The 22,843-nt window shown below is 75.1% G+C and carries 3 protein-coding genes; all 3 read left to right on the top strand.

Going from position 1 to position 22,843, the window contains the following annotated elements; all coding sequences use genetic code 11:
- Positions 1-294: 294 nt before the first annotated feature.
- The 3 genes from HUT06_RS27865 to HUT06_RS27855 are packed head-to-tail and all read left to right on the top strand — an operon-like array spanning position 295 to position 22,843.
- The gene (locus tag HUT06_RS27865; protein ID WP_217711489.1) at positions 295-11,253 is read left to right on the top strand and encodes a non-ribosomal peptide synthetase; all 10,959 of its coding nucleotides are present in this window, start codon (positions 295-297) and stop codon (positions 11,251-11,253) included.
- Positions 11,250-18,950, top strand: coding sequence for a non-ribosomal peptide synthetase (locus tag HUT06_RS27860; RefSeq protein WP_176198416.1), 7,701 nt, complete (start codon positions 11,250-11,252; stop codon positions 18,948-18,950). Before HUT06_RS27865 ends, HUT06_RS27860 begins: the two co-directional genes overlap by 4 nt.
- Positions 18,947-22,843: an amino acid adenylation domain-containing protein gene (locus HUT06_RS27855; RefSeq protein WP_254715423.1), complete on the top strand. Its 3,897-nt coding sequence runs from the start codon at positions 18,947-18,949 to the stop codon at positions 22,841-22,843. Before HUT06_RS27860 ends, HUT06_RS27855 begins: the two co-directional genes overlap by 4 nt.

Raw genomic sequence — 22,843 nt, 5'->3', positions numbered from 1 at the left:
GCATGTGACAGGCTGGTTGACTGTGACCTCGCTACTCCTGAGTAGAACACGGGTCGAGGGCGGTTCCGGTCGAGCGCGGAAAGCGGCGGCGCTCTGTATTGGCGGGAACACAGGGCGTTGACTCCGGGAAAGTGCGGGCCGATCGCGTTCCCGGCGCAGGCTCGGGGTGAAAGGGGACGGGGCAAGCCCGATCAGTTCTGTGGTCATGCTTTTTGAATTTCCGCCCGCCGGTGCCCGGCCGGTGCCGATGCCGGGCGTAAAGGAAACCCCCTTCGACCGGGAAAGTGCCGCTTGATGCCCACCGAGTACGTTCCCCTTTCGGCCGCTCAGCAGAGCGTCTGGTACGCGCAGCAGCTGGCGCCGGAAACGCCGATTCACATCGCGCAGTACATCGAGATCGAGGGACCGCTCGACCACGCGCTGTTCGACCGCGTCGCGCGGCTCGGCGCGCACGAGGGCCTCGCGATGAACGCGCGGCTCGTGGAGGCGGACGGGGCCGTCCGCCAGATCCTCGACCCGGACGCCTCCGTGTCGGTCCCGCTCGTGGACCTGTCCGGCGAGCCCGACCCGGACGCCGCCGCGCGCGCGTGGATGCGCGCGCGCATGGCCGAACCGCTGCCGCTGGACGGCGAGCGGCTGTTCAGCACCGCCCTGCTGCGGCTCGCGCCGGACCTGCACCGCTGGTTCATCCGCGCGCACCACATCATCCAGGACGGCTTCAGCGGCCCGATGGTCAGCCGCCGCGCCGCCGAGATCTACACTTCGCTGTCCGCCGGCGGCGCGTACGTCCCGGCGGAGCTGGGCGACTACCGGGCGCTGCTCGCCGAGGAGGAGGCCTACCGGGCGTCGGAGAGGTTCGAGCGGGACCGCGCCTACTGGACCGAGCGGTTCGCCGACCGCCCGGCGGCGGTGTCGCTGGCCGAGGGCACCGCCGAGCCCACCGCCGACTACCGGAGCATGATCGGCGTCGTCCCGCCGGCGGAGAGCGCCGCGCTCGCGGCGGGCGCCCGCCGGCTGCGCACCGCGACCCCGGGCCTCGCGATCGCCGCGACCGCCGCGTACGTGGCGCGGATGACCGGCGCCGAGGACGTGATCCTCGGCCTCGCCGTCACCGGCCGCACCACCCGGCTGGCGATGCGGACCCCGGCGATGATGTCGACGATCCTGCCGCTGCGGGTCCGCGTCGCCCCGGACATGACGGTGGACGACCTGGTCCGCGCCGCGACCCGCGCGACCGCGCGGGCGCTGCGGCACCAGCGCTACCGCCGCGACGACCTGGTCCGCGACCTGAAGCTGCTGGGCGAGCGGCACCGGCTGTACGGGCCCGTCATCAACATCATGGCGTTCGACTACCGGCTGGACTTCGCGGGCCTGCCGGCGCGGATGCACGCCGTCACGACCGGGCCCGTCGACGACCTGTCCATCAACGTCTACGACAACTTCGACGGCGCCGGGCTGCGCGTCGACTTCGAGGCCCACCCGGACCTCTACACCGAGGACGAGGTCGCCGCGCACCTGCACCGCTACCTGCGCTTCATGCGGACGCTCGGGGAGGTGGACCCGGCGACCCCGCTCCGCGACGTGGAGCTGCTGGACGCCGCCGAGCGGTCCCGCGTCCTGCACGCGTGGAACGACACGGCGCTGCCGGTCGCGCCCGCCGTCGTCCCGGAGCTGTTCGAGGCGCAGGCCGCCCGCACCCCGGACGCGCCCGCCGTCACGCACGCCGGCACGACCCTCACCTACCGGGAGCTGGACGAGCGCGCCGGCCGCCTCGCCCGCCGGCTGATCGCCCGCGGCGCCGGCCCCGGCGACTTCGTCGCCCTCGCCCTGCCGCGCGACGAGAACCTGGTCGTCGCGGCGCTCGCCGTGCTGAAGTCGGGCGCGGCCTACCAGCCGGTCGACCTCGCCTACCCGCCGGACCGCATCGCGTTCATGCTGGACGACGCGTCCCCGGCCTGCGTCATCACGACCCCGGGCGCCGACCTGCCCGGCGCGGCGCCGCGCCTGGAACTCGACCCGTCCTCCCTCGCCGCCCCGCCCGGTGGCGACACCGCCGGCGCGGCCGTGACCGACGCCGACCGGGTCCGCCCGCTGCACCCGGCCGACGCCGCCTACGTCATCTACACCTCCGGTTCCACGGGACGTCCGAAGGGCGTCGTCGTCTCCCACGCCGGCGCCGCCGACCTGTGCGCGTGGGCGGAGCGGGACTTCGGCCCCGGCCGGCTCGCCCGCGTCCTGTTCTCCACGTCGCTGAACTTCGACGTGTCGGTGTTCGAGTGGCTGACGCCGCTCACCATGGGCGGCCACATCGAGGTCGTCCGGGACCTGCTGGAGGTCGCCGAGCGCGGCGGCTGGTCCGGGACGCTGGTCAGCGGCGTGCCGTCGGCGGTGTCGGCGCTGCTGGCGACGGGGGCCCCGGCGCTGGAGGCGGGCGACGTCGTCCTCGCCGGCGAGGCGCTGCCCGCCAAGCTCGTCCACGATCTGCGGGCCCTGCTGCCGGACGCCCGCATCGCCAACATCTACGGCCCCACCGAGGCGACCGTCTACGCGACGGCCTGGTTCGACGACGGCAACGCCGCCGGCCGCGCCCCGATCGGCGGCCCGATCGCCAACACCCGCGCCTACGTGCTGGACGCCGCGCTCCGGCCCGTCCCCGCCGGCGTGCCCGGCGAGCTGTACCTGGCGGGCGCGGGCCTGGCCCGCGGCTACCTGGACCGGTCCGCGCTCACCGCCGAGCGGTTCGTCGCCTGCCCGTTCGGCGCGCCCGGCGAGCGGATGTACCGCACCGGCGACCTCGCCCGCTGGAACGGCGCCGGGCAGATCGAGTACCTGGGCCGCCTCGACCACCAGGTGAAGATCCGCGGCTTCCGCATCGAGCCGGGCGAGATCGAGACCGCGCTCGCCCGGCACCCCGCGGTGGGCCAGGCGGTCGTGGTGCCCCGGGAGGACCAGCCGGGCACCCCGCGGCTGATCGCCTACGTCGTCCCGTCCGGCCCGGTCGACCCCGGCGAGCTGCGCCGGTTCGCCGCCGAGACGCTGCCCGCGTACATGGTCCCGGCGGCGGTGGTGCCGTTGGACGCGCTGCCGCTGAACCCGAGCGGCAAGCTCGACCGGGCGGCGCTGCCCGCCCCCGACTTCGCGGCGCGGGCGTCGGGCCGCGCGCCGCGCACCCCCGCCGAGGCGCTGCTGGCGGACCTGTTCGCCGAGGTGCTGGGCGTCGCCCGGGTCGGGATCGACGACGGCTTCTTCGACCTCGGCGGCGACTCGATCATCGCGATGCGGCTGGTGTCGCGGGCGCGGCGGGCCGGCCTGGTGCTGTCGCCGCGGGAGGTCTTCCGGTACCCGACCGTGGAGGCCCTCGCCCAGGTGGCGCTGCCCGCCGGCACCGGGGCGGACGGCACCGCCGAGGAGTCGGACGCGGGCGTGGGCGCGTTCCCCGCCACCCCGATCATGCGGTGGCTGCGCGGCCTCGGCGGCCCGAGCGGCGGCTTCAGCCAGAGCGTCCTGCTGCGCACCCCGCCCGGCCTGGGCACCGACCGCCTGACCCGCGCGCTGCAGGCCGTCCTCGACCACCACGACGCCCTCCGGATGACCGTCCCCGCCGGCGGCGACCCGCGGATCACCGCGCCCGGCACCGTCGACGCCGCCGCGTGCGTCCACCGGGTCGACGTCGCCGGAGCGGACGACGCCGCCCTGGCGGAGACCGTCGCGGCGCAGGCCGGCCTCGCGCGCGGCCGCCTGGACCCCGCGTCCGGGACGATGGCGCAGCTCGTGTGGCTGGACGCGGGCGCGCAGGCGCCCGGCCGGCTGCTGGTCGTGCTGCACCACCTGGTCGTGGACGGCGTGTCCTGGCGGATCCTGCTGCCCGACCTCGTCACCGCCTGGGCGGCGAGCACCACCGGAGAGCCCGCCCGGCTCGACCCCGCCGGCACGTCGTTCCGCCGCTGGGCGCAGCGGCTCGCCGAGGAGGCCGCCACCGCGCGGCGGACCGCCGAACTCGGCCTGTGGACCGAGATGCTGCGGACCGGGGACGCCCTCCTCGGCGACCGCCCCCTCGACCCCGCCCAGGACACCCGGGCCACCGCCGGCAGCCTCACCCTGGAACTGGACGAGGCCACCACATCGGCGCTGCTGACCGGCGTGCCCGCCGCGTTCCACGGCCGCGTCAACGACGTCCTGCTCGCCGGACTGGCCCTCGCGGTGACCGAATGGCGCCGCCGCCGGGGCGTCGCCCTCCGCGACTCCGCCGTCCTGGTGGACCTGGAAGGCCACGGCCGCGAGGACCTGCCCGCGTCCCCGGGCGCCGCGGCCCTCGACCTGTCGCGGACGGTCGGCTGGTTCACCAGCATGTTCCCCGTCCGACTCGACGCGGGCGACGCGGGCGACGCGGCGTGGGACGAGGTCCGCGCGGGCGGACCGGCGGCGGGCGAGGCCGTCCGCAACGCCAAGGAGCGGCTCCGGACGCTGCCGGACAACGGCCTCGGCTACGGCCTGCTCCGCCACCTGAACGAGGAGACCGGCCGGGAACTCGCCGCCTTGCCCGCGCCGCAGATCGTCGTCAACTACCTCGGCCGGGTCGAGGACACCTCCGGCGACTGGAGCATCGCCGCCGAGGCCGGCGCCCTGGACGGCGGCGGCGACGCCGCCATGCCGCTCGCCCACACCGTGGAGATCGACGCGGTCGCGCGGGACTCGGCCGCCGGGCCCCGCCTGTCGGCCACCTGGACGTGGGCCGCGAAGATCCTGGACGCCGCGGACGTCCGGGAACTGGCCGACAACTGGTTCGAGGCGCTGCGGGGCATCGCCGCGCACGTCGCGGCGGGCGGGGGCGGGCACACCCCCTCCGACTTCCCGCTGGTCCCGCTGACCCGGACCGAGGTCGCCGAGGTCGCGGCCGCCCGTCCGGGGCTGGCCGACCTCTGGCCGCTCTCACCGCTCCAGCAGGGCTTCTTCTTCCACGCGCTGCTCGACTCCGGCTCCGACGTCTACACCGCCCAGCTCGTCCTCGACTTCGAAGGCCCGCTCGACACCGCCGCCCTGCGCGCGGCCGGGCAGGGCCTCGTCGACCGGCACCCCGGACTGCGCGCCGCGTTCGCCCAGACCGGCGACGGCACCCCGGTGCAGATCGTCCTCGGCGAGGCGGAGGCGCCCTGGCGGGAGACCGACCTCGGCGGCGCGCCGGACGCGCAGGTCCGGGAGGCCATGACCGCCGAGCGGTCCCGCCCGTTCGACCTCGGACGCCCGCCGCTGCTGCGCTTCGCGCTGCTCCGCCTCGGCCCCGGCCGTCACCGGCTCCTGCTCACCGCCCACCACATCGTCCTGGACGGCTGGTCCATCCCGGTGCTGGCCGGTGAACTCCTCGCCCTCTACACCGGCGAGCAGCCGCCGCGCACCGCCCCCTACAAGGAGCACCTGGCCTGGCTGGACGCCCAGGACGGCGACGCCGCCCGCGACGCGTGGCGCACGGCCCTGGAGGGCCTCGCCGAACCGACCGTGCTGGCCCCGGCCGCCGCCGACCGGCCGCCCGTCCTGCCCGAGCACGTCGTCCTCGACCTGCCCGAAGACCTGTCGGACGGCCTGTCCGCGCGGGCGCGGAGCCACGGCCTGACCCCGAACACCGTCGTGCAGGGGCTGTGGGGGCTGCTGCTCGCGCGGCTCACCGGCCGCGACGACGTGGTGTTCGGCGCCACCGTCTCCGGCCGGCCGCCCGAGCTGCCCGGATCCGAGCAGATGATCGGGCTGTTCATCAACACGCTGCCGGTCCGGGTCCGCCTCGACGCCGCCGAGACCCTCATGGACGGCCTCGGCCGCCTCCAGGACGAGCAGTCCCGGCTGTTCGCCCACCACCACCTCGGCCTCGGCGAGATCCAGCGGGCCGCGGGCACCGGCCCGCTCTTCGACACCATGACGGTGTTCGAGAACTACCCGCTGGACGCCGCGCTGCTGGAGGCCGCGTTCGACGGGGTCCGGCTGGCGGGCGCCGACCTGGTCGACGCCACCCACTACCCGCTGACCCTGCTCGCCGTGCCGGGCGAGCGGCTCCGGCTCCGGCTGGAGTACCGGCCCGACGTCTTCGGCCGCGCCACCGCCGAGCGGCTGACCGCGCTGCTGGACGAACTCGTCCAGACCCTCGTCACCGACCCGGACCGCCCCGTCGGCGACATCGCGCTGCCCGGCGCGGGTGATGTGCGCGACGTGCTGGCCGCGCTCAGCGGTCCCGGAACGCCCGCCGCCCGGCGGGGCGCCGCGCCGGGCGGCAGCCGCCTGGTCGCCTACGTCGTCGCCGCCCCCGGCGCCGACCTCGACCCCGAGGAGCTGCGCGCCCACGTCCGGGAGAACCTGCCCGAGTCGATGGTGCCCTCCGCCGTGGTCGTCCTGGACGAGCTGCCGCTCACCCCCAACGGGAAGGTCGACACCAAGGCGCTGCCCAAGCCGGAGCAGGCCGGCCCCGGCACCGCCTACCGGGCCCCGCGCGACGCCCGCGAGGCCGCCGTCGCCGGCATCGTCGCCGCCCTGCTCGGGATCGACGCGCTCGGCATCGACGACGACTTCTTCGAGCTGGGCGGGGACTCGCTCGTCGCCATGCGGGTCGCGACCCGGATCCGCCGGGCCCTCGGCGTCGAGCTGCCCGTCCGCGCCCTGTTCGAGGCGCCCACCGTCGCCGGCCTCGCCGCGCGCGTCGCCGAGCTGGAGGGCGCGGCGTCCGGCCGACCGCAGCTGGAGCCCCGCGAGCGGCCCGCCGTCCTCCCGCTCTCCTACGCGCAGCAGCGGCAGTGGTTCCTCAACAAGTTCGAGGGGCCGTCCGCGACCTACAACATGCCGGTCGCGCTGCGCATCCGCGGCCCCCTGGACGCGGACGCGCTCCGCGCCGCGATCGGCGACCTGGTGGACCGGCACGAGACGCTCCGCACCGTCCTGCCGGACGCCGGGGGAGTGCCGCGCCAGACCATCCTGGACCCGGCCGCCGCCCGCCCCGAGCTGGAGGTCGCCGAGACCACCGGCGCGCAGCTCCCGGCCCGGCTCGCCATGGCCGCCGGGTACGCGTTCGACATCACCGCCGAGCCGCCGCTGCGCACCCACCTGTTCCGGATCGCCCCGGACGAGCACGTCGCGCTGCTCCTGCTGCACCACGTCGGCGGCGACGGCTGGTCGATGGCGCCGCTCGCCCGCGACTTCATCACCGCCTACGCGGCCCGCGCGGGCGGCACGGCGCCGGACTGGGTGCCGCTGCCCGTCCAGTACGCCGACTACACGCTCTGGCAGCAGGAACTGCTCGGCTCCGAGGACGACCCGGACAGCCTGGTCTCGCGGCAGATCGCCTACTGGCGGGACGCCCTGGCCGGGCTGCCGGAGGAGCTGCCGCTCCCGGCCGACCGGCCGCGCCCTGCGGAGGCGTCCTACCGGGGCGCGACCGAGCGGTTCCGGCTCGGCGGCGACGTGCACGCCGCCCTGCTGGGCATCGCGCGGGAGACCGGCGCGAGCCCGTTCATGGTCGCCCAGGCCGCGTTCGCCGCGCTGCTGACCCGGCTCGGCGCGGGGACGGACGTGCCGATCGGCTCGCCGATCGCGGGCCGCACGGACGAGGCGCTGGACGACCTGGTCGGCATGTTCGTGAACATGCTCGTCTTCCGTACCGACACCTCTGGAGACCCTTCGTTCCGGGACCTCATCGGGCGTGTGAAGGAGACCGACCTCGCCGCCTACGCGCACCAGGACGTCCCGTTCGAGCGGCTCGTCGAGGTGCTGAACCCGCCGCGCCACCTGGCCCGGCACCCGCTGTTCCAGATCGGGCTGACGTTCCAGAACAACCCGGAGGCGCGGCTGGAGATGCCCGGCTTCACCGCCGAGCTGGAGCCCCTCGCCGCCAGCGCGTCCCGGTTCGACCTGCTGATGATCCTCACCGAGCGGGAGGACGGGTTCGACGGCGAGCTGGAGTACGCCCTCGACCTGTACGACCCGGCCACCGCGCGGCGGCTCGTCGAGCGGTTCGAGCGGTACCTGTCCGCGCTCCTCGCCGACCCGGACGCGCCCATCGGCCGCGCCGACGTCCTGGCGCCGGAGGAGCGGTCGCTGATCCTCGGCGAATGGGCCGGTGGCGGCGCCGGTGCGGCGGAGCGGGCGACGATCCCGGCGCTGTTCGAGGCGCAGGCCGCGGCGCGTCCGGACGCTCCGGCGGTGACGTTCGAGGGCGTGTCGTGGACGTATGCCGAGGTGAACGCGCGAGCGAACCGGCTGGCGCGCAAGCTGGTCGAGCAGGGGGTTGGGCCTGAGCAGTTCGTGGCGCTGGCGCTGCCGCGCTCGGCCGATCTCGTCGTGGCGATCCTGGCGGTGCTGAAGGCGGGCGCGGCGTATGTGCCGATCGACCCGGATTACCCCCAGGACCGGATCGCGTACATGGTGGACGACGCGCGTCCCGTCCTGACCCTCCGCCCGGAGGACCTGGACGCGGAAGCCTACGACGACGCCGACCTCGATGTCTCGGTCTCGCCGGACCATCCGGCGTACGTGATCTACACGTCGGGTTCGACGGGGCGTCCGAAGGGTGTGGTGATCCCGCATCAGAACGTGGTGCGGCTGCTGCGCTCGACGGAGGAGTGGTTCGGCTTCGGTCCGGACGACGTCTGGACGCTGTTCCACTCCTACGCCTTCGACTTCTCGGTCTGGGAGCTGTGGGGGCCGCTGCTGTACGGCGGGCGTCTCGTCGTCGTCCCGTACCTGACCTCGCGGTCGCCGGAGGAGTTCCTGTCTCTCCTGGCCGCCGAGAAGGTGACCGTCCTCAACCAGACTCCGTCGGCTTTCTACCAGCTGATGGCCGCCGACCGGGACAACCCGGGCAGCGATCTGGCGCTCCGCTACATCGTGTTCGGCGGCGAGGCACTGGAACTGGGGCGCCTGGAGGACTGGTACTCCCGGCACCCCGAGAACGCCCCGACGCTCGTCAACATGTACGGCATCACCGAGACCACGGTGCACGTCTCGTACGTCGCGCTCGACCGTGCCTACGCGGCGACCGCGCCCGGCAGCGTCATCGGCGTCGGCATCCCCGACCTGCGGGTCTATGTCCTCGATGACCGCCTTCAGCCCGTGCCGCCCGGAGTGATCGGTGAGCTGTACGTGGCGGGCGCGGGCTTGGCGCGCGGGTACCTGAACCGGCCGGGACTGTCGGCGGAGCGGTTCGTCGCCGACCCGCACGGCGCGCCCGGCACCCGCATGTACCGGACAGGCGACCTCGGCCGCCGGCTGGACGACGGCCGCCTCGAATACCTCGGCCGCAGCGACCAGCAGGTGCAGCTGCGCGGCTTCCGGATCGAGCTGGGCGAGATCGAGTCGGCCCTCGCCCGCCACGACGCCGTCTCCGACGTCGCCGTGGTCGTCCGCGACGACCGCCTCGTCGCCTACGTCGCCGGCTCGGGCGTCGACTCGTCCGACCTGCGCCGCTTCGCGGGCAAGGAGCTGCCCGACTACATGGTCCCCGCCGTGATCGTCGAGCTGGACGCCCTCCCGCTCACCGTCAACGGCAAGCTCGACCGCAGGGCGCTGCCCGCGCCCGACTTCGCCGCGAAGGTGTCGTCCCGCACCGCGCGCACTCCGCAGGAGGAGACCCTCTCCCGGCTGTTCGCCGAGGTGCTCGGCCTGGAGCGGGTCGGGATCGACGACGGGTTCTTCGACCTCGGCGGCGACTCGATCATCGCGATCCAGCTGGTCTCCCGCGCCCGCCAGTCGGGCCTGGTCATCACGCCGCGCGATGTGTTCCAGCACCAGACCGTCGAGGAGCTCGCCGCCACCGCCCGCCCCGCCGCCGAAGGCGAGGAGGTCGAGGCCGAGGCCCCCGGCACCGGCGTCGGCCCCGTCCCGGTCACCCCGATCGTGGCGTGGCTGCGCGAGCGCGTCGGCGGCGACACCGCGCTGATCGGCGGCTTCCACCAGTCGACGCTCCTGCGCACCCCGCCGGACCTCGGCGCCGAACGGCTGACCGCCGCGCTCCAGACGCTCCTGGACCACCACGACATGCTCCGCCTCCGCCTGGACGGCTGGCAGCCCGTCGTCCGGCCGCCCGGCTCGTGCGACGCGGCCGCCCTGGTGACGCGGGTGGACGTCGCGGGCATGGACGCCGACAAGCTCCAGTCCGTCATCACCGAGCAGGCCACCGCCGCCCGCGACCGCCTCGACCCGGCCGCCGGGACGGTGGCGCAGCTCGTCTGGTTCGACGCGGGCCGCGACCAGGGCCGCGTCCTCCTCGTCCTGCACCACCTGGTCGTGGACGGGGTGTCGTGGCGGATCCTGCTGCCCGACCTCGTCACCGCGTGGGCCGGCGGGACCCTCGAACCCGTCCCGACGTCGTTCCGCCGCTGGGCGCAGAAGCTCACCGCCGCCGAGCGGGACGAGGACGAGCTGGAGGACTGGCTCGACATCATCGACGGCCCCCCGCAGAACCTCGCGAAGCGGCCGCTCGACCCGCGCGTGGACATCGCGGCCCGCGCCCGGTCGGTCGCCCTCGACCTGCCCGCCGACGTGACCGGGCCGCTGCTCACCGACGTCCCGGCCTCGTTCCACGGCCGGGTCAACGACGTGCTGCTCACCGGCCTCGCGCTCGCCGTCGCCCAGTGGCGCCGGCGCCATGGCGGGCGCGGCACCGGCGTCCTCGTCGACCTCGAAGGGCACGGCCGCGAGGACGTGGTCCCCGGCGCCGAGGTGTCCCGCACCGCCGGCTGGTTCACCTCCATCCACCCGGTCCGGCTGGACGCGGGCAGCGCGACCGGCGCCGCCGCGCTCAAGGCGGTGAAGGAGCAGCTCCGCGCCGTCCCGGACGGCGGCATCGGCTACGGCCTGCTCCGCTACGGCGGCGGCGAGGCCGCCGAGGAGCTGGCCGCCGTCCCGCCCCCGCAGATCGCGTTCAACTACCTCGGCCGCGTCGACGCCGGGGACGCGGGCGGCGACTGGACGCTCGCCGCCGAGGAACTGCCCGCCGGCGAGGACCCGGCGATGCCGGTGGCGCATGTCCTGGAGATCAACGCCGTCACCCGCGACCTGCCCGGCGGGCCCGTGCTGTCGGCGACCTGGACGTGGCCGGGCGGCCTGCTGGAGCCCGCCGACGTCCGGGAGCTGGCCGAGGGCTGGTTCACCGCGCTGCGCGCCCTCGCCGCGGACGCCGCCGCCGGCGACGCCGCCGGCTTCACCCCGTCCGACCTGCTCGTGGACCTGGACCAGAGCGAGATCGACAAGCTGCAGACCGCTTGGAGGCAGAAATCGTGAACCGGGGGGACCTTGAGGACATCCTGCCCCTGTCGCCCCTGCAGCAGGGTTTCTTCTTCCATGCGCTCTTCGACGCGGGCGACGCGGACGTCTACACGGCGCAGCTCGTCCTCGATCTGGAGGGGCCCCTGGACGCGGGGGCGCTGCGCACCGCCGCCGGGACGCTGCTGCGCAGGCACGCGAACCTGCGCGCCGCGTTCTGGCACGAGGACCTGTCGCGCCCCGTCCAGGTGATCCCGCGCACGGTCGAGCTGCCGTGGGAGGAGGTCACCGCGTCCGGCGCGGAGGCCGACGCCGTCGTCGCGCGGGAGCGGGCGCGCGGCTTCGACATGACCGCGCCGCCGCTGCTGCGGTTCGTGCTCGTCCGGATGGGGCCGGAACGGTCCCGGCTGATCCTGACGAACCACCACATCCTGCTGGACGGGTGGTCCACGCCGGTCCTCGCGACCGAACTGTTCCTGCTCTACATGCAGGGCGGCCACGACACGGGGATGCCGCGCGTCACCCCGTACAAGAACTACCTGGCGTGGCTCGCGAAGCAGGACCGCGCCGCCGCCGAGGAGGCGTGGCGCCGCGCGCTCGCCGGGGTGGACGAGCCCAGCCTCGTCGCGCCGGAGGCCGTCGGCCGCGCGCCGCAGCCCCCGCGGCCGACCGTCACCGGTCTGGACGAGCGGACGACCCGGCGCCTCACCCGCGCGGCCCGCCGCCACGGCGTCACGCTGAGCACCGTCCTCCAGGGCGCCTGGGGGCTCGTCCTCGGCCGGCTGCTCGGCCGCGACGACGTGGTGTTCGGCTCGACCGTGTCCGGCCGCCCGCCGGAGCTGCCCGGTATCGAGCAGATGATCGGCCTGTTCATCAACACGCTGCCCGTCCGCGTCCGCTACCGGATGGAGGAGCCGCTCGGCGCCCTCATGGAGCGCCTCCAGGACGAGCAGACCGAACTCCTCGCCCACCACCACCTCGGCCTCACCGACATCCAGCGCGCGGCGGGCCACGGCGGCGGCGCCCTGTTCGACACGATGACGGTGCTGGAGAACTACCCGTTCGACCCGTCCTCGATGGACGGCTCCCTCAACGGCGTCCGCGTCGCCGCAGTCGACTCCTATGACGCGACCCACTTCCCCTTGTCGTTCGTCGCCCTGCCCGGCGAGCGGCTGTCGCTGCGCCTGCACTACCGGCCGGACGTCTACGAGCAGGAGGCCGTGGCGGCGATCCTCGCCCGGATCCGCCGCGTCCTGGAGGCGTTCGCCGAGGACTCCGGCCGCCTGATCGGCGCCGTGGACCTCGCGGGGGAGGACGAGCGGTCCCGGCTGGAGCGGTGGAACGACACGGCGGGCGGCATCCCGTCCGGCACCTTGCCCGCGCTGTTCGAGCCGCAGGCCGCGCGCACCCCGTCCGAGGTGGCGCTCGTCTGCGGCGGCGCGCGGCTGACCTACGCGGAGCTGAACGAGCGCGCCAACCGGCTCGCCCACGAGCTGATCGCGCGGGGGATCGGCCCCGAGGACCGCGTCGCGCTCGTCCTGCCGCGCACGCCCGAGATCGTCGTGGCGATCCTCGGCGTGCTGAAGGCGGGCGCCGCGTATGTGCCGATCGACCCCGAGTACCCGTCCGACCGCATCGCCTCCATGCTGTCCGACGCCCGCCCCGCCCTGACGATCACCGCCTCCGACTTCCCGGACGCGAGCGGGCGGCCCGCGCACGACCCGGCCGACGGCGAGCGGGTGCGGGCGCTGCGGCCGGACAACGCCGCCTACGTCATCTACACCTCGGGGTCCACCGGACGGCCCAAGGGCGTGACCGTCCCGCACGTGGGCGTGCTCAACTACTTCGAGGCGCACCGGGACGCGTTCATCGACCCGGCGATCCAGGCCGCCGGCGGGCGCCGGATGCGGTTCGCGCACCTGGCGTCGTTCTCGTTCGACACGTCCTGGATGGGCCTGCTCTGGATGATGTACGGCCACGAGCTGCACCTCATCGACGACGACACCCGCCGCGACGTCGAGGCGTATACCGACTACGTGGCGCGCGCGCGGATCGACCTGGTGAACACCACCCCGTCGCACTTCACCTCGCTCCGCGACGCCGGGCTGCTGGACGCCGACGGGCGCCACCTGCCCTCGCACCTCCTCCTCGGCGGGGAGGCCGTCGGCGAGAAGCTGTGGGCCGAACTCCGCGCGATCCCCGGTGTCACCGCACGCAACTTCTACGGGCCCACCGAGTCGACCATCGACACCATGAACCAGGTGGTCGCGCGCAGCGAGCACCCGTCCATCGGCGGCCCCTACCGCAACACCCGCGCCTACGTGCTGGACGCCGCGCTCCAGCCGGCCCCGGCCGGGGTCCCCGGCGAGCTGTACCTGGCGGGCGTCCAGCTCGCGCGCGGGTACCTCGACCGGCCCGGCCTGTCCGCCGAGCGGTTCGTCGCCGACCCGTTCGGCGCGCCCGGCGACCGCATGTACCGGACCGGCGACCTGGCCCGGTGGCGCCCGGACGGCACGATCGCCTACCTCGGCCGCGCCGACGACCAGGTGAAGATCCGCGGGTTCCGGGTGGAGCCCGGCGAGATCGAGAACGTCCTCGCCGGGTGCGCGGGCGTCGCCCACGCCGCCGTGGTCGTCCGCGAGGACCGGCCCGGCGACCGGCGCCTCGCCGCCTACCTCGTCGGGCCGGACGTCGACGCCGCCGCCGTCCGCCGGTACGCGGCCGAGCGGCTGCCCGACTACATGGTCCCGTCGTTCACCGTCCTGGACGCGCTGCCGCTGACCGTGAACGGCAAGCTCGACCGCGCCGCGCTGCCCGCCCCCGACGCCTCCGCCGCCGGGTCCCGCGCCCCGCGCACCCCGCGCGAGGAGATCCTCTGCGGGCTGTTCGCCGAGGTCCTCGGCGTGCCGCGGGTCGGCGTGGACGACGGGTTCTTCGACCTCGGCGGCGACTCGCTCACCGCGACCCGGCTGGCCGGCCGGATCCGGTCCGCGCTCGGCGCCGAACTGCCCGTCCGGGCGCTGTTCGAGGCGCCGACCCCCGCCGGCCTCGCCGAACGCCTCGCCGGCGCGGACGCCGGGGGCGGCGTGCGGCCGCCGCTGGTGCGGGCCGAGCGGCCCGGCGTCGTGCCGCTGTCGCACGCGCAGCAGCGGCTCTGGTTCCTCAACCGGTTCGAGGGCCCGTCCGCGACGTTCACCATGCCGGTCGCGCTGCGGCTCGACGGCGCCCTCGACCTGGACGCGCTCCGCGCCGCGCTCGCCGACGTGGCGGCGCGGCACGAGCCGCTCCGCACGATCTTCCCGGACGGGTCCGGGACCGCCCGGCAGCTCGTCCTCGAACCGGCCGCCGCGCGCCCCCGGCTCGACGTCACCGAGACCGGGGAGGCCGCGCTCCCGGCGGCGCTGGCCGCCGAGGCCGGGCGCGGCTTCGACCTGTCGGTGGAGCCGCCGCTGCGCGCCCGCCTGTTCGCCCTCGGCGGCGGCGCGCACGTCCTGATGCTCGTCCTGCACCACATCGCGTCGGACGGCTGGTCGATGGCGCCGCTCGCCCGCGACGTGATCCTCGCCTACGCCGCCCGCGCGGAGGGGCGGGAGCCGCAGTGGGCGCCGCTGCCCGTCCAGTACGCCGACTACACGCTCTGGCAGCGCGAGCTGTTCGGGTCCGAGGACGACCCCGGGAGCCTGATCTCGCGGCAGATCGCCTACTGGCGGGACGCCCTGGCCGGGCTGCCGGAAGAGCTCTCGCTCCCGACCGACCGGCCGCGCCCGCCGGAGGCGTCCTACCGGGGCGGGACGCACACCTTCGAGCTGGACGCCGACCTGCACGCCGCGCTCCTGGCCCTCGCCCGCGAGAACGGCGCGACCCTGTTCATGGTCATGCAGGCCGCCTACGCCGCGCTGCTGACCCGGCTCGGCGCGGGGACGGACGTGCCGATCGGCTCGCCGATCGCGGGCCGCACGGACGAGGCGCTGGACGACCTGGTCGGCATGTTCGTGAACATGCTCGTCCTGCGTACCGACACCTCCGGGGACCCCTCGTTCCGGGACCTCATCGGGCGGGTCAAGGAGACCGACCTCGCCGCCTACGCGCACCAGGACCTGCCGTTCGAGCGGCTCGTCGAGGTGCTCAACCCGGCGCGGTCGATGGCCCGGCACCCGCTGTTCCAGGTCGCCCTGTCGTTCCAGAACAACCCGGAGGCGCGGCTGGAGATGGACGGGCTCACCGGCGGCCCCCTTCCCCTCGGCTCGGGCGCCGCCAAGTACGACCTGTCCCTCTACCTGGAGGAACGGCACGGCGACGGCGGCGCGCCCGGCGGCATCGACGCCGGCCTCGAATACGCCCTAGACCTCTTCGACCCGGCCACGGCCGTCTCCATCGCCGACCGCTTCGAACGCCTCCTCCGCGAACTGGTCGCCGACCCCGAGGCGCCCGTCACCACCGCCGAGATCCTCGACCGGAGCGAGCGCCGCACCCTGCTGCGCCGCTGGGCCGGCGGCAAGGGCGCCGACGTCGGGCGCGCGACGATCCCGGCGCTGTTCGAGGCGCAGGCGGCGGCGCGTCCGGACGCTCCGGCGGTGACGTTCGAGGGCGTGTCGTGGACGTACGCCGAGGTGAACGCGCGCGCGAACCGGCTGGCGCACCGGCTCATCGAGCAGGGGGTCGGGCCTGAGCAGTTCGTGGCGCTGGCGCTGCCGCGCTCGGCTGATCTCGTCGTGGCGATCCTGGCGGTCTTGAAGGCGGGCGCGGCGTATGTGCCGATCGACCCGGACTATCCGGAAGACCGCATCGCGTACATGGTGGACGACGCACGCCCCGTCCTGACCCTCCGCCCGGACGACCTCGACGCCACCGGACGACCCGACACCAATCCCGGCGTGGCCGTCTCGCCGGACCATCCGGCATACGTGATCTACACGTCGGGTTCGACGGGCCGTCCGAAGGGCGTGGTGATCCCGCATCAGAACGTGGTGCGGCTGCTGCGCTCGACGGAGGAGTGGTTCGGCTTCGGCCCTGACGATGTCTGGACGCTGTTCCACTCCTACGCCTTCGACTTCTCCGTCTGGGAGCTGTGGGGGCCGCTGCTCTACGGCGGTCGCCTCGTCGTCGTCCCGTACCTGACCTCCCGGTCGCCTGACGACTTCCTCGCCCTGCTGGCGGCGGAGCGAGTGACCGTCCTCAACCAGACTCCGTCCGCGTTCTACCAGTTGATGGCCGCCGACCGGGACAACCCCGGCACCGATCTGGCGCTCCGCTACATCGTCTTCGGCGGCGAAGCCCTCGACCTCGGCCGGCTGGAGGACTGGTACTCCCGCCACCCCGAGAACACCCCGACGCTCGTCAACATGTACGGCATCACCGAGACCACGGTGCACGTCTCGTACATCGCTCTCGACCGCGTCCACGCCGCCACCGCCCCCGGCAGCATCATCGGCGTCGGCATCCCCGACCTGCGGGTCTACGTCCTCGACCACCGCCTCCAGCCCGTTCCGGCAGGCGTCGTCGGTGAGCTGTACGTGGCGGGCGCGGGCTTGGCGCGCGGGTACCTGAACCGGCCGGGACTGTCGGCGGAGCGGTTCGTCGCCGACCCGCACGGCGCGCCCGGCACCCGCATGTACCGTACGGGCGACCTCGGCCGCTGGCGCCGCGACGGCGCCCTCGAATACCTCGGCCGCGCCGACCAGCAGGTGCAGCTGCGCGGCTTCCGGATCGAGCTGGGCGAGGTCCAGGCCGTCCTGACCAGGCACGACGCGGTCAAGGACGCGGCCGTGGTGGTCCGCGACGACCGCCTCGTCGCCTATGTCGTCGCCAACGGGATCGACGCCGCCGACCTGCGCCGCTTCGCTGGCCGGGAGCTGCCCGACTACATGGTCCCGGCGGCCGTCGTCGAGCTGGACGCGCTCCCGCTGACGTCCAACGGGAAACTCGACCGCAGGGCGCTGCCCGCGCCCGACTTCGCCGCGAAGGTGTCGTCCCGCACCGCGCGCACTCCGCAGGAGGAGACCCTCTCCCGGCTGTTCGCCGAGGTGCTCGGCCTGGAGCGGGTCGGGATCGACGACGGGTTCTTCGACCTCGGCGGTGACTCGATCATCGCGATCCAGCTGGTCTCCCGCGCCCGCCAGTCGGGCCTGGTGATCACCCCGCGCGATGTGTTCCAGCACCAGACCGTCGAGGAGCTCGCCGCCACCGCCCGCCCCGCCGGGGAAGGCGAGGAGGCCGAGGCCGAGGCGCCCGGCGCGGGCATCGGACGCGTCCCCGCGACCCCGATCATGCGCTGGTTCCAGGAGCTGGACGGCCCCGTGGACGGCTACAGCCAGCGGATGCTCCTCCAGGTCCCGCCCGGCCTCGGCCTGGACGACCTGGCCAGGGCGCTCCAGACCGTCCTCGACCACCACGACATGCTCCGCCTCCGCGTGGCCGGCGACGAGTTCGAGGTCGCCGAGCCCGGCACGGTCGACGCCGCGCCGCTCGTCCGCCGCGTGGACGTCGCGGGCCTGGACACCGGGGCGTTCCGCGCGGCCCTCGCCGCCGGGGCGGAGGCGGCGCGCCGCCGCCTCGACCCCGCCGCCGGGACGATGGCGCAGCTCGTCTGGTTCGACGCCGGCCCCGGCGCCTCCGGGCGGCTCCTCCTCACCCTCCACCACCTCGTCGTGGACGGGGTGTCGTGGCGGATCCTGCTGCCCGACCTCGTCACCGCGTGGGCCGGCGGGACCCTCGAACCCGTCCCGACCTCGTTCCGCCGCTGGGCGCAGCGCCTCGCCGCCGAGGCGTCCGACCCCGCCCGCACCGCGGAGCTGCCGCTCTGGGAGGACGTCCTCGCCACCCCCGACCCGGTCCTCGGCGCCCGCCCGCTCGACCCGGCCGCCGACACGTTCGGGACGGCGCGGCACCTCACCCTCGGCCTGCCCACCGACGTGACCGGCCCCCTGCTCACCGAGGTCCCCGCCGCCTTCCACGGGCGCGTCAACGACGTGCTGCTCACCGGCCTCGCCCTCGCCGCCGCCGAGTGGCGGCGCGAGCGCGGCACCTGCGACGAGACGGCCGTCCTCATCGACCTCGAAGGGCACGGCCGCGAGGAGGTCGTCCCCGGCGTCGACCTGTCGCGCACCGCCGGCTGGTTCACCTCCCTCTACCCGGTGCGGCTGGACGCCGGGTGGGTCGAGCCCGCCGACGTCCGCGAGGGCGGCCAGGCCGTCGGCACCGCCCTCAAGCGGGTCAAGGAGCAGCTCCGCGAGGTCCCCGACAACGGCATCGGGTACGGGCTGCTGCGCCACCTCAACCCGGCGGCCGGCGAGCGGCTGCGCGGCGCGCACCCGCAGCTCGCGTTCAACTACCTCGGCCGCACCGCCGCGCCCGAGGCCACCGACTGGGCACCGGCCGGACCGGCCGAGAGCGACGCCCTCGGCAGCGGGCAGGACGCCGCGCTCGGCCTCGTCCACGCCATCGAGGTCAACGCGCACACCCGCGACCTGCCGGGCGGACCCGAGCTGTCCGCGACCTGGACCTGGGCCGGCGGCCTGTTCGACGCCGCCGACATCGAGGACCTCGCCGGCCGCTGGTACGCGGCGCTGCGCGGCCTGGTCGCGCACGTCACCGGCGGCGCCGCGGACGGCCCCGTCGGCGGGTTCACCCCGTCCGACCTGTCCCTGGTGGACGTCAGCCAGGACGAGATCGACGAGCTCGCCGCCGAGCTCGACGGTGAATGGGAGCTGGATTGAGCAAGTCGCAGCTAGAGGACATCCTTCCGCTGTCCCCGTTGCAGCAGGGCCTGTTCTTCCACGCCCTCTACGACACCGGCCACGACGTCTACACGGCGCAGATCGTGCTCGACCTGCGCGGCCCGCTCGACGCCGCCGCGCTGAAGGCCGCGGCGGAGACGCTGCTGCGCCGGCACGCGAACCTGCGGGCCGGGTTCCGGCAGCGCAAGGAGGGGTCGCCGGTCCAGGTCGTGCACCGCGCGGTGCGGCTGCCCTGGCGGGAGGAGGACCTGTCCGCCCTGCCCGGCCCCGACCGCGAGGCCAGGGCCCGCGAGCTGGCCGGCGCCGAACGCGCCCGGCCGTTCGACATGGCGAAGCCGCCGCTGCTGCGGTTCATGCTCATCAAGATGGCGGACGACCTGCACCGCATGGTGTTCACCAACCACCACATCCTGCTGGACGGCTGGTCCACGCCCGTCCTGCAGACCGAACTGTTCGCGCTGTACCTCGCCCAGGGCGACGACACCGGCATGCCGCGCGTCGCCCCCTACAAGAACTACCTGGCGTGGCTCGCCGCCCAGGACCGGGCCGCCGCCGAGGACGCCTGGCGCAGCTCCCTCCAGGGCGTCCACGAACCCACCCTCGTCGCGCCGGGCGCACCCGAGCCCGGCACCGGCGCCCCCGGCCGCGTCCGGACGCGCCTCACCGAGGAACTCACCACCGCGCTCAGCGCGCGCGCCCGCGCCCAAGGCGTCACCCTCAACACGGTCTTGCAGCTCGCCTGGGGCACGCTGCTCAGCACCCTCACCGGTTCCGGCGACGTCGTGTTCGGCGCCGCCGTGTCCGGCCGCCCGCCCGAGCTGCCCGGCGTCGAGCAGATGATCGGCCTGTTCATCAACACGCTGCCGATCCGCGTCCGCGTCCGCCCCGCCGACACCGTCGCCGAGGCCCTCGCCCGCCTCCAGGACGAGCAGGCCGCGCTGATGCCGCACCACCACCTCGGCCTGGCCGACATCCAGCGGCTCACCGGCGCCGGGACGCTGTTCGACACGATGACCGTCCTGGAGAACTACCCGTTCGACGCGGACGCCGCCGGCGCCGACCTCGGCGGCCTCACCCTCCGCGACGTGGACGGCTACGACGCCACCCACTACCCGCTGACGTTCGCCGCCGTCCCCGGCCGCGGCCTGTCGCTGCGCATCGACCACCGCCCCGACCTGTTCACCGGCGAGGACGCCGAGCGGCTGATGCGGCGCCTGCTGCGCATCCTCGACGCGATCGCGCACAAGCCCGACCTGCCCCTCGGCCGCGTCCGCGTCCTCGACGACGAGGAGCGCGCCGACGTGCTGGAGAACTGGCAGGGCCCGCGGACCGGCCGCGCGCCCGGCACCCTCACCGGCCGCTTCGCCGAGCAGTGCGCGCGGACCCCGGACGCGACCGCCGTCCGCGCCGCCGGCGCGTCCCTCAGCTACGCGGAGCTGGACGCCCGCGCGAACCGGCTCGCGAACCGGCTGGTCGGGCTCGGCGTCCGCCGCGAGTCCCGCGTCGCGGTCCTGCTCGAACGGTCCGCGGACGTCGCCGTCGCGTCGCTGGCGATCCTCAAGGCGGGCGGCGCCTACGCGCCCCTCCACCCCGGCCAGCCCGCCGACCGGATCGCGTGGGCCGTCGGCGAGGTCGGCGCGCCCGTGCTGCTCGTCGACGGCCCGATGCGCGACCGCGCCGCCGCCCTCGGCACCGCCGCGCAGGTCGTCGCCGTGGACGACCCCGAGACCGCCGCCGCCCCGGACACCGACCCGGCCGTGCCGTGCCATCCGGACCAGCTCGCCTGCGTGTTCTTCACCTCCGGCTCCACCGGCCTGCCGAAGGGCGTCATGGTCGCGCACCGCGACGCCGTCGACCTCGCCACCGACGGCCGCCTCGGCGGCGGCGCCCACGACCGCGTCCTCGTCCACTCCTCGCACGCCTTCGACGCGTCCACCTACGAGCTGTGGACGCCGCTGCTGCACGGCGGCACCGCCGTCTTCGCGCCCCCCGGCCCCCTCGACGGCGCCGCCCTCGAAGAGATCGTCAACGGCGAGGACCTTACCGCCGCCTTCCTCACCACCACCCTGTTCAACCTCGTCGCCGAGGAGCGGCCGCACGCCTTCGCCCGGCTTCGCGAGGTGCTCACCGGCGGCGAGGCCGGATCGCCCGCCGCGATGCGCAAGGTCCTCGCCGCCTGCCCGGACACCGAGGTCGTCCACATGTACGGGCCCACCGAGGCCACCACGTACGCGACCGCCGCGCCGCAGCGCGCGCCCCTCGCCGACCCGGCGGAGCGGACGCCCGTGCTCGGCCGCCCCTACGGCGACATGCGCGTGTACGTGCTGGACCGGGGGCTGCGGCCCGTCCCGCCCGGCGTCGTCGGCGAGGCGTACATCGCCGGGTCCGGCGTCGCCCGCGGCTACCTGCGGCGGCCCGCGCTCACCGCCGAGCGGTTCGTGCCCGACCCGTTCGGCGCGCCCGGCGAGCGCATGTACCGCACCGGCGACCTCGTCCGGTGGCGGCCCGGCGGGGACCTGGAGTACGTCGACCGCGCCGACTTCCAGGTCAAGATCCGCGGGTTCCGGATCGAGCTGGGCGAGGTGGAGGCGGCGGTCGCCGCGCATCCGGACGTCGCCAACGTCGCCGTCGTCGCCCGCGAGGAGGCCCCCGGCCACAAGGCCCTCGTCGCCTACGTCATCGCGCCCGCCACCGATGGGCTGCGCGAGTTCGTCCGGGAGCGGCTGCCGGAGTACATGGTGCCCGCCGCGTTCGTCCGGATGGACACCTTCCCCGTCGGCCCGACCGGCAAGCTCGACCGGCGGGCGCTGCCCGCCCCCGACTACTCCGGGGCCGCCGCCGGGCGCGACCCGCGCACCCCGGACGAGGAGCGGCTGTGCGCGGTCGTCGCCGAGGTCCTCGGCCTCGACCGGGTCGCCGCCGACGCCAGCTTCTTCGACCTCGGCGGCGACAGCATCGCCGCGCTGCGGCTCGTCACCCGCGCCCGGCAGGCCGGGGTCGAGCTGACGCCCCGCGACGTGTTCACCCACCAGACCGTCGAGGCGCTCGCCAGGGCCGGCGACCCCGACGACCGGATCGGCTTCGAGGTGCTCCTCCCGATCCGGACGTCCGGGTCCCGCCCGCCGGTGTTCTTCGTCCACCCCGCCGGCGGCCTCGCCTGGCCCTACCTGCAGTTCCAGCGGCACCTCGGCCCCGACCAGCCCGCCTACGGCCTCCAGGCCCGCGCGTTCACCCAGGCGGACCTGCCCGGCTCCGTCGCGGAGATGGCCGCGGACTACCTGGAGCAGATCCGGTCGGTGCGCCCCTCGGGGCCCTACCACCTGGTGGGCTGGTCCCTCGGCGGGCTCGTCGCCTACGAGATGGCCGTCCGGCTCCAGGCCGCGGGGGAGGACGTCGGGCTGCTCGCGCTCATCGACTCCTACCACGGCCAGGACCTCGCCGGCGACCAGCGCGAGATCCTGCACGAGCTGCTGCAGGGCATCGGCGTCGACGCGAAGGCCCTCGCGCCGGACGGCAACCCCGACATGAGGCAGATCATGGAGATCCTCGCCGCCCGCGACGACGCCCTCGCCACCCTCGGCGAGGACGACCTGGTCAACGTCTACCGCAACTACGAGAACGGGCTGCGGCAGGCCGAGGAGTACCGGCCGGGCCGGTTCCGCGGCGACGTCGTGTTCTTCACCGCGCTCCGGGGCCGCACCGCGGAGTCGCCCACCGGGCGCTCCAACTGGGGCCCGCTCGTCGAGGGCGGGATCGAGGACTACCCGGTCGACATCGAGCACCACCAGCTCCTGGACCCGGAGCCGGCCGCCGAGATGGGCGCCGTCCTGGCCGCCGCACTCGACAAACTGCACAGCGGAACGCGGGACTGA

It is taken from the genome of Actinomadura sp. NAK00032 (assembly GCF_013364275.1).
Classification (GTDB): Bacteria; Actinomycetota; Actinomycetes; order Streptosporangiales; family Streptosporangiaceae; genus Spirillospora.
The sequence above is the reverse complement of the archived record's forward strand: the minus strand, read 5'-3'. Positions and strand labels throughout refer to the sequence as shown.